The sequence below is a fragment of the Chamaesiphon sp. VAR_48_metabat_403 genome (genome assembly GCF_031422475.1).
In the GTDB taxonomy this organism is placed as follows: domain Bacteria; phylum Cyanobacteriota; class Cyanobacteriia; order Cyanobacteriales; family Chamaesiphonaceae; genus Chamaesiphon.
Map to the genome: position 1 here is coordinate 1 of NZ_JANPLS010000500.1, position 1,654 is coordinate 1,654.

Below are 1,654 nucleotides of genomic sequence, written 5' to 3' on the forward strand. Positions count from 1 at the left end.
CAGGATTTGAGGTAATGGGGGACCCCTCAGCAATCGTTCCCACTATCCTCGGTGACAGCGGTAGATCTAGATTTATTACCAAACATTGTCTAGAGGGTGGTGCATTGGTAAACCTAGTTGAATATCCAGCAGTTGCCAAGAATGCCGCACGAGTTCGATTGCAAGTAATGTCAGATCATACTTCACAACAGATCGATCGATTTGTGGATATTTTAAAATCGGCAACAATTGAAGCCGATAACGATCTTTTGAAATTATCGAAGGTTTTGCTTAATTGAGATCTTCAACTTGCGATCTGATTAAAAATTGCAGAAGACAATAAAGTCGGGAAACACATTCAAACAAATAAACAAAAAAGAAAAACAATGCTAACACAAGAAAAATCTATTCAAGTTGCCGGATTTGCATTAATGGACGAAGCAGAATCGATGCTGCGATCGGGACATATTCAATCAGGTATGGATCGGCTCATTCTCGGCATGAACAAGATCCAACAAAATCATAGTCCCAGTGATTGGGAGATATTTACAAAATCTGATTGTCTCACTCATTCTTTGAAGACGTTAATTCATCAATGTCCTTTTACATATCACTCATTTAGTAAACCCAGAGGATATGCTGGAGATGCAGAGTTAATTGATTATATCTATACCCTAAAATTATTACCAGATGACTTGACAGAACTTGGAAGAGAAATTCTCAACTATACGATCGATACACCTGCTCCTAGAAGTGTTCGGGCAAGGCGGGATATTTTGGCAGAAACAATCGATGCCGTTGCCGCTGCATCAAATCATCCGATTCAAATTCTCTCTGTTGCCTGCGGTCATTTACGCGAAGCCCAAAAATCCCAGGCAGTTCAATCTCATCAAATTGGAAAGTTTTATGCTCTCGACCAAGATCCATTATCGATCGAACTGATCGATCGAGAATTAGTTGAATATTCTATTCAGACAATCCCAAATTCGGTTACGGCATTGGTAAGAAAAAAACTGACATTTGAGAATCTAGATTTTGTTTATGCCGCAGGCTTGTATGATTATTTATCTCAACCGTTTGCAACATGTCTGACCAAAGTAATGTTTGACATGCTGTGTCCAGGAGGACGACTCCTATTAGCGAACTTTGTGCCAAACCATCTAGAAGTAGGGTATATGGAAACCTTTATGCAATGGAACCTTATTTACCGAACTGAGGCCGAATTGGAAGCTGTGGCGATCGATATTCCCGAAGCAGAGATTGCTAGTAAACGAACTTTTTTTGAAAAGGAAGGTAATATTGTGTTCTTGGAATTAGTAAAAAATTAAACTTGACTGACTCATAACTAAACTTTATTATTTAAATAGTTCAATCGGTCGATTAAAAAAATGACACAAATTCTCGTTGGCGATATTAAGATCGACTATGAAATCCAAGGTAGCGGTGCGCCGCTACTGATGATTATGGGTTTGAGTTTCAGTCGCCGCGACTGGGGTGAGAAATTTATTGAGCTACTGGCTCGAAATTATCAACTTATCCTATTTGATAATCGCGATGCTGGACTTACTAGCAAATCTACTCGCCCCTATAGTATCGCCGATATGGCAGATGATGTCGCTGGACTTTTAAACGGATTAAATATTCCCAAAGCACATGTATTTGGTGTCAGCATGGG

Annotated in this window: 2 protein-coding genes and 1 pseudogene; all 3 read left to right on the forward strand. The window is 39.5% G+C overall.

The features are described from left to right. Window positions 1-278, forward strand: a pseudogene (locus RMO79_RS23515) (pyridoxal phosphate-dependent aminotransferase family protein); the annotation flags it as partial. 87 nt (window positions 279-365) lie between these two features. Then, window positions 366-1,307: a hypothetical protein gene (locus RMO79_RS23520; protein WP_310485697.1), complete on the forward strand. Its 942-nt coding sequence runs from the start codon at window positions 366-368 to the stop codon at window positions 1,305-1,307. A gap of 60 nt (window positions 1,308-1,367) precedes the next feature. Then, the coding region (locus RMO79_RS23525) for an alpha/beta hydrolase (RefSeq protein WP_310485698.1) at window positions 1,368-1,654 on the forward strand (287 nt) is incomplete at its 3' end.